The organism is Bacteroidota bacterium (genome assembly GCA_016195025.1).
Lineage (GTDB): Bacteria > Bacteroidota > Bacteroidia > Palsa-948 > Palsa-948 > Palsa-948.
This window is the reverse complement of the sequence record JACQAL010000003.1, coordinates 1-8033: the sequence shown is the minus strand read 5'-3', so window position 1 is coordinate 8033 and position 8033 is coordinate 1. Positions and strand designations below refer to the sequence as shown.

The window sequence follows — 8033 nt, the reverse complement described above, 5'->3', positions numbered from 1 at the left end:
TTCTTTATCAATCACGCTCTGATAAATTTTTCCTGTGGTAACATTGTTCGCCTGTGAAGTGGGAACGGAAAGAAATCTTTCGTAGTGTCCCAAATCCAAATCGGTTTCCGCGCCATCATCCGTAACGTAACACTCACCGTGCTCATACGGATTCATAGTGCCGGGGTCAACGTTGATATAAGGGTCTAACTTTTGAATCGTAACCGTGTAGCCGCGCGCCTGCAAAAGTTTGGCGAGCGATGCGGAAACAATTCCTTTGCCAAGCGAAGAAGTAACACCGCCCGTAACGAAAATATATTTTGTACCTGTTGACATCCCGAAGTGTGGAAGGAAATTTTGTTTCTCTTCGGGGTGTGAAGATAAAGAAAAGTTGGCAGTTGGCGGTAAGCAGTCGGCAAAAAATAATTCGGAAAAAATCTCCCCTCTCCTTTGGGGAGGGGATTAAGGGGTGGGGCTTTCGCTCACCACCTCTTTCACTTCCGGAATAAATTTTTTAAGCAACGCTTCTATTCCCGCTTTAAGAGTTACCGTTGATGAAGGGCAGCCCGAGCAAGCCCCGCGCATCAGAAGAGAAACTACTCCATCTTTATAGGAACGAAAAACTATCAGCCCTCCGTCTTGTGCGACTGCAGGCATCACGTATTGCTCCAGAACGTCAATAATCTTTTTTTCAATTTCTGTCTGTGGAATTGTATGGTCAATAACTTCACTGCTGATTTTTGATTCTATGGTTTTCTCGTTCACATCCTGCTTTGTTCCGACTTCTGACATCACTGCTTTTCCTTCGCTCAGGTATATTCTCAGAAATTCCCGAAGTTCCATAATGATTTCATTCCAGTCAACTGATTCAATTTTGAAAAGCGTAATGTAGTTGCCGGAAATAAAAACGCTTTTCACAAACGGGAATTTGAAAAGTTCCATTGCGAGCGGGGAAGATTTTGCTTCGGCAGCGGAAAAAAATTCCAGCGGAAGAGAATTCTCCAGAAGAATTTTATTCGCCACAAATTTCATTGCCGAAGGATTGGGCGTGCTTTCCGCATACACGACAACAGGCATTTTCTTTATTGCTTCCATCGAAGTACGAATATAATACGAACTTACGAAGTACGAACAGAAAAAGATTCATTCGTAATTTGTATTTTCGTAAAAAAGTTCGTACTTCGCTACAATAATGAAAAGAAGAGTTGACTTTCTCATCATCGGTTCAGGCATAGCTGGATTAAGTTATGCGCTGAAGGTTGCGCCTTACGGAAAAGTTTTAATTCTTACGAAAGCTAACGAAGACGAATCAAACACTAAATATGCGCAGGGAGGAATTGCTGCCGTAATGCATAGTCCCGATTCGTATGAAAAACATATTCAGGATACATTGATTTGCGGAGACGGCTTGTGCGATGAAGAAGTTGTGCGGATGGTTGTCACCGAATCTACAGAGAGAATAAAAGAATTAATTGAATGGGGCGCGCAGTTCGATAAAAATCCGAAAGGAGAATTTGATTTAGGAAAAGAAGGCGGGCATTCCGAAAACAGAATTCTTCATCACAAGGATAACACGGGTTTTGAAATTGAGCGCGCATTGCTCGCGCAGGCGCACGCGCATCCGGACATAGAAATCCTTGACCATTATTTTGCGCTCGAACTTTTAACACAGCATCATCTTGGAAAAAAAGTTACCAGCAAATCGCCCGACACAGAATGTTACGGAGTGTATGCATTGAACACAAACACCAACCGCATTGAACAAATTCTTTCGAAGATTACTCTGATGGCAACGGGCGGAGCCGGTCACGTTTACGCAACCACAACCAATCCGCTCATAGCAACGGGCGATGGCGTTGCAATGGTTTACCGCGCGAAAGGACGAGTGGAGAACATGGAGTTCTTCCAGTTTCATCCCACTTCACTTTATAATCCCGATGAACGCCCATCATTTTTAATTACAGAAGCCATGCGCGGCTTCGGAGGAATTCTGAAAACAAATTCCAACGAGTTCATGCAGAAATATGATAAGCGCGGTTCGCTTGCACCACGGGATATTGTTGCGCGCGCGATTGACAACGAATTAAAAATCCGCGGAGATGATTTCGTTTATCTGGATTGCAGGCATCTCGACAAAGAAGGATTGCTGAAACATTTTCCGAACATTCATAAAAAATGTTTGTCACTGGGAATAGATATTACAAAAGATTTAATTCCAGTTTTACCCGCTTCGCATTATATGTGCGGGGGAATTAAAGTGGATGTGAACGGAAGAAGCACCATAAAAAATTTATACGCAGCCGGAGAATGTTCCTGCACGGGCTTGCACGGAGCAAACCGCCTTGCGTCAAATTCTCTTTTAGAAGCAGTGGTGTATGCGCATCGCTCAGCAGTTGATTCCATTTCTCAGTTCAAAAATATTTCTTACTGCGAAACCATTCCCGGCTGGAATGCAGAAGGAACCGCCTCGCCCGAAGAAATGGTTTTGATTACACAAAGTTTGCGCGAAGCGCAGGGCATTATGACAAATTATGTGGGAATTGTCCGCTCGAATCTTCGCCTGAAAAGAGCGTTTGACCGTTTGCTTATTCTTCACAAAGAAGCCGAAGAGTTATACGAACGCACCATTGTTTCTCCGCAACTCTGCGAACTGAGAAATATTATTAAAGTGAGTTATATAATTATTAAGTATGCAATGCAAAGAAAAGAAAGCGTGGGCTTGCATTACAATATTGATTACCCGAAGAGGAAGGCGGTGCTTCAGCAGTAACCAGGTGGTGGCAAGACCTGAGAGGTTTTGAAAACCTGTCAGGTCTAAACCACCCAATCATTTAATTTTTTAAACTAATCATCTAATCCTTTTCCTTTCAGAATCTGCTTCCTGCATTTTTCAACTCTTGTCTGGCGGGTTTTGGATTGTTTGGCTGAAGAAAAATAAAGAAGGTATCCTCTTTGACGTCCCTGTGTCAATGCATAAAAAGCAGTTTTCAGGGCGGGAATTTTATTTAATCTGTTTTGAAATTCTTCGGGCATATTGAATTCTTTTGTCTTTTTAAATTCCACTTTCAAACCGGCTTGTTCCACTTCAATGGCTTCATGAATATATTTTTTCAAGATAGTTTCCATCTCAACTATTTCCTGAAGATTGGTGAAGCGGATTTGGCGCGCTGCCTGCACATTTTTTGTTTGCTGCACTAAAATACCATTGGCATCACGCAACAAGGCACCTTTGAAAAACAAAAGCGCACAGTATTCTTTAAACGCATGTATTAAAACGATGTACTGTTGTGAAATGTATAACAAGGAACTCCCCACTTCAATTCTTCGGTGAGACCACAGCCAAGAACGACCTTTCTCAATTTATTCAATTCTTCCTGCCATCTTTTCGATTTAATAAAATACCAATCAACCTTTGGATTCATTCTGCTCTTTGTTATGGTAAATTATTTATCGGTGATTATTAATTTGCCTGTAAAGACCTCACCGCCCCCACCCTGTGTCCCTCCCCCGATGGGGGAGGGAAGGGAGAGGGCAGTTAAGCGCAAAAAATAAATTCCGCCTGGTAAACCATCGCGGGTGATTGTGAGATTCCTCCGACCTACGGTCGCCCCGCTTTGCGGGGTGCTCGGAATGACACTTTGTGTCACCTCCTGCCCGTAGCAGTTGTAAACAGTGAGAGTTGCGTTGTGCAAAGGATTGTCTGTCTGCAAAGTTGTCGTGTAAGAAAAAGGATTGGGATAAATTAAAATACCATTTAGATTTTCTAAATTTTGTATCCCCGTTAATGGTGCGGTGCTTAACTTCCATATTAAAAGCCGACCTTGTCCCGGTCCCGGACCATAGATAATTGAATCGTTAAATATTGAACCATTAAGAGTATCTGACCGTTGCAATTTCACTCCTTGATTCAGCGACCATGTGTTTTCAGAAACTTCATATTGATACATGTAATATGTTGAACTTCCCCAAGGCAAATTATTTATTTGCAGATTAACTTTTTTAGTAAATCCTCCGGGGTCATCGCCAACATACACTATGCAAACTTTTGTTCCAGCCGAATCCTTACCTGAATAAACAAACTCGCCCGTAGAAGGAACAGTGGTAACAGGCAGTGCATTCAGGCAGTCATTCATTTTATTTAAACCGATGTAACAATCGGTTGCAGGTTTAGGTGCAATAGGTCCTGAAAAAACAAGACCAAGTTTGTTTGGGGCAGGAATTGGAGGGTCAATAAAAACCGCTTCGGTTGCAACTTTCACTCCAAAACTTTCCATCAGCAGCATAACCTGTGCCCTGAATACACCATGTTCTATATGGTCGTAAACTGTGTCGGAAGAATTATTAAGTAATCTTCCCCATTCAGAGTTAATCAATTCTGCATTTGGAGCATGCGCATTCCGCAAGTTCGACATGTTCATTAAAGAGAAGTAGTGGTAATTAAGCGAGTCGGAATAGGAATGATAAGAAAGAAAATCGAGGCGGGTGCTGTTGGATGAAATACTGTTCATGAAAGCAGTTGCAAAAGTTGGAGTGGTGGCATTTGAAAAAGCCCCTGCGCCAATTTTAATTGAGTTAACAAGTTGCGGGTCGCTGTTTATTTCTGAAATGATGGCGCTGTACATGTTATAAAAATCAGTAACTGTTCCTGTCCAGAAATATGCGTTGGGCGCAGGCACATCAGGTTCGTTTCCTATTTCAAAATATTTTATTCCAAAATCGGTTGTGCCTGCAAAAAGACCTTTTAAATGCCTGATGGTATTTCTGACAACACGCGCATAAACTGCGGGATTAGAAGGAGGCGCTGTGCGGATTCCATTTGAAAAAGAACCTCCCGCTACAGAATCGTTATTGGGATTATTCGGATTCTGCTGCGAACTTAAAGTGAAGGGCATATAGTCAAAACAGAGATAGGGCTTGGCGCCCGTCAATTCTATTTTTGTCAGTTGGTCATCTAAATAGGTGAAGTAATAATTAGCAGGGTTGTTTGCCGAAGTAAGGTCATTTCCCCCTCTGTAATATTCACGCGGAATAGTTTTTAAAACAGTTGTATCATTCGGGTTTCCGCTGAACGGAGCAGGGTATCCCATTTCCCAACGACCCACAGAACATCTCCAGTAACGGGGCTGCACTTGCTGCATGAGCGGTAAAAAATTTGGGTCTGTCGTAAAACTTCCCCACGGGTGTGTCATTGAAAGGTCATAATGGTCGCCCCAAAGTTGTGACAGAAGTCCAGAGGATGTTCCTGCATTAACAGTTACTGAAACTGTGTTTTGTGCGTTTACAATTCCGCAAAACACTGTCAGGATGATGAGTCCCGCGAAATGCGGGATCAGTCCGGTGGCTGATAGTTTTTTTTTCATTGTATTTTATTTGTCCGTGATTACAAGTTTGCCTGTGAAGACCTCACTGCCCCCACCCTCTCCTTGAGAAGGAGAGGGAGCTGTGAGCCGAAGGAAATAAATCCCGCTTGGCAAATTATCACGATTGAAAGTGATTGTCTGCCCGTTGATATTTTTTATTTGCGCAACTGTCTGCCCGAAAGAATTGTAAACTGTCAAGGTTGCGTCTTTGAAATTATAATTTGTCTGCAAAGTTGTCGAAGAATTAAATGGATTTGGATAAATAAATAATTGTAATTTGTAATTTTCAATTTGATTTGTTCCAGTCAAAATATTATTCCAACTGTAAAAAACAGGGACACCGTTGTTTAGCGCGATGGTGTGAGAACCTGAAACAGAAAAAGTATTCATCGGAAAAACAGAATCGCAGGCAGTCGGATAAAGTGAATCGCAAGTAATTGGAATATCCCATGTGTATAGAGTTCCTGTTCCGCTCACGATTATACTGTCTGTTGTATTTGTTGACCAAGCCACATCAATAAATGGAACAAATGTCGGCAACTGCTGAACTTGATAATGATAAAGATTTTGATTTGCATTTATAATGCGCACAACTGTATCGGCAGAAGTATTGGAGAAAAGAGTTTTTGCCAGCCAGCGATAAACATAGAAAGAGGGTTTGTGTATGCGATTGATTGTTCGCAAATCAAGATCGCCCCAAGTGGAACCCCAGTCACTGTATTCGGGCCCTGCGTTCCAGTGCATTTTTTTAACTCCCGCGGAAAACCCAGTGATGAAATAGTAAACAACATACGAAGCGTTGTCTCTCACCAAAAGCGCGGGCAATCTTCCGTCAGTATCATTCACCGCGTGATAAATATTTTCGCATGCCTGACAGAATGGACCCCCGCCTTCCAAAAAGGTAACCCGTTTATTCTGCGCTGAATCTTTTGCCCATTTGGCTATGTCGGGAATATTTTTCCATCTTCCGTATTCATGTAAATCCACCTCATCAAATTTTGCGTTCTTAAAAATATACATCACATTTCTTCGGGTCTGCAAAAACTTTGGCGCAGCGGCAAGTTGCGATGCAGAAACATTTTGTGGCGGATTGATGCAATCGCTCTTGCACAAAGTTGTTTGCGGAAAATATCCGTCATAAAAAGCTTCAGATTGATTTCTTGTATCAATGCCGGCAAAACTTACTTCAGAACCCGAACCCGGTTCTTGATTTTTTATAGCCGTGTAAGTCATATTGACCAATTGCACAAACTTCTTTGTATTGGCAAGAGAAGTGTCTTTAGTCAACAAGTTGCATGTAGTATCAAGAGCTTGGTCGCTGCTCCAGATGCGCTGCCACTCCTGCCCGATAACATGCCATTCGGTAATGGGATAAATTAATCCGGGCATGTCACTTGTGCCATCCCCATCGTATCTTTCAACAATTGCATTCACAAAATTTTTCCAGAGTGTTGTATCTGTTCCCTGAGGAAACCATGCCGAAGCATTGTCGCTGGTTTGATTTTGGTCAAAGCACCATGCAGGAGTTCCCGGTACTGTATCATTAGGTGTAAAGGGATTGGTGCATTTAAGAGTAATCATGGTATGCAGCCCCACCGACTGATTGGATTGAATTACGGAATCTGTGTAGTTCCAATAGTAAGAGGAGGTAGAAAATTTCTGAATATCTCTCCACGCCCTGAAGGTATTGGAACAATATGCCCCCGTGCTTTGCGCCACATAGGCATTTCCACCACAGTAAAAACGATTAGAGAGCTGGGCGGAGATATGGGAGATAAAAATAATGGAGATGAAAAAGGAGAGTAATATTTTTTTCATGATTATTTTGCTTTAGATATGGAATGTATTGACGAGCATTTGTCTGAAAGGTTTAATTGTCTTAAATTGTAAAAGTGTGACGAACTGTCCACCGATAATGTTACACGCTGTCTGAAATAGTCGGTCGTCATAGCATTGGGCATAACGGTTTGCAAGTTGGAGAAGTGGCGATTTAGAACTACGAAACTGTCCCACGCAACAAAGATAATAGAAAGCAGAAAACTTTCAACTTGCTCGTCAGCCGCCATTGAGGCAAGCGCGTGTTGGCGGTAGTGCCTTTCGTCTGCCGAGAAAATTATCCCGATAACTATCGGGAGTCAGTGATTACAAGTTTGCCTGTGAAGACCTCACCGCCCCCACCCTGTGTCCCTCCCCCGCTGGAGGAGGGAAGGGAGAGGGCAGTTAAGCGCAGAAAATAAATTCCGCTTGGTAAACCATCGCGGGTGATTGTGAGATTCCTCGCTCCGCTCGGAATGACACTTTGTGTCACCTCCTGCCCGAAAGAATTGTAAACCGTGAGAGTTGCGTTGTGTAATGGAGTATTTGTTTGCAAAGTTGTTTGGGTGGAAAAGGGATTTGGAAAAAAAATGATATCAATGCTATTGACACTTGTTGAAACGGAGTTTACATCATTACATAATCCCAGTACTTTTATTGGAATATATTTATCAATAGTTGTTCCATCTCCTAGTTCTCCAGATTGATTGTATCCGCAAGCCCACACGCTATTATCGTATTAGGACTTTCGCAACAAAGGTAAAAAACATTCGGAATAAACAAGCAGATGTTGAAAAAATAAAATCAGGCAGAGAGATAGCAAGGGCAAAATAAATCATCATAGCGGTTCACCAAAACGAACTTCTATGAAAACAACAT

The 8033-nt window shown here is 42.3% G+C and carries 6 protein-coding genes and 1 pseudogene; 1 reads left to right on the top strand and 6 read right to left on the bottom strand.

Annotated features, from left to right (window positions below; translation table 11 throughout):
- Together HY063_00430 and HY063_00425 are read right to left on the bottom strand one after the other, a co-directional pair.
- Window positions 1-315: CTP synthase (locus HY063_00430; GenBank protein ID MBI3500237.1), on the bottom strand; the 315-nt coding region annotated here is incomplete at its 3' end.
- Window positions 316-441: 126 nt separating this feature from the next.
- A complete protein-coding gene (locus HY063_00425; GenBank protein ID MBI3500236.1) occupies window positions 442-1074 on the bottom strand; it encodes a NifU family protein in 633 nt (210 codons plus the stop codon).
- A gap of 97 nt (window positions 1075-1171) precedes the next feature.
- Here HY063_00425 and nadB point away from each other — a divergent pair, with 97 nt between their 5' ends.
- Entirely contained in the window at window positions 1172-2749 is a 1578-nt protein-coding gene (nadB, locus tag HY063_00420) for an L-aspartate oxidase (GenBank protein MBI3500235.1), read from the top strand.
- 74 nt (window positions 2750-2823) lie between these two features.
- Here the strand turns inward: nadB and HY063_00415 are convergent.
- The 4 genes and pseudogenes from HY063_00415 to HY063_00400 form a co-directional block, all read right to left on the bottom strand.
- Window positions 2824-3401: pseudogene (locus tag HY063_00415) on the bottom strand (YdeI/OmpD-associated family protein).
- Window positions 3402-3422: 21 nt separating this feature from the next.
- The gene (locus tag HY063_00410; GenBank protein ID MBI3500234.1) at window positions 3423-5339 is read right to left on the bottom strand and encodes a T9SS type A sorting domain-containing protein; all 1917 of its coding nucleotides are present in this window, start codon (window positions 5337-5339) and stop codon (window positions 3423-3425) included.
- Between the two features lie 6 nt (window positions 5340-5345).
- Window positions 5346-7157: a T9SS type A sorting domain-containing protein gene (locus HY063_00405; protein MBI3500233.1), complete on the bottom strand. Its 1812-nt coding sequence runs from the start codon at window positions 7155-7157 to the stop codon at window positions 5346-5348.
- Between the two features lie 307 nt (window positions 7158-7464).
- Window positions 7465-7881: a T9SS type A sorting domain-containing protein gene (locus HY063_00400; GenBank protein ID MBI3500232.1), complete on the bottom strand. Its 417-nt coding sequence runs from the start codon at window positions 7879-7881 to the stop codon at window positions 7465-7467.
- Window positions 7882-8033: the final 152 nt, after the last annotated feature.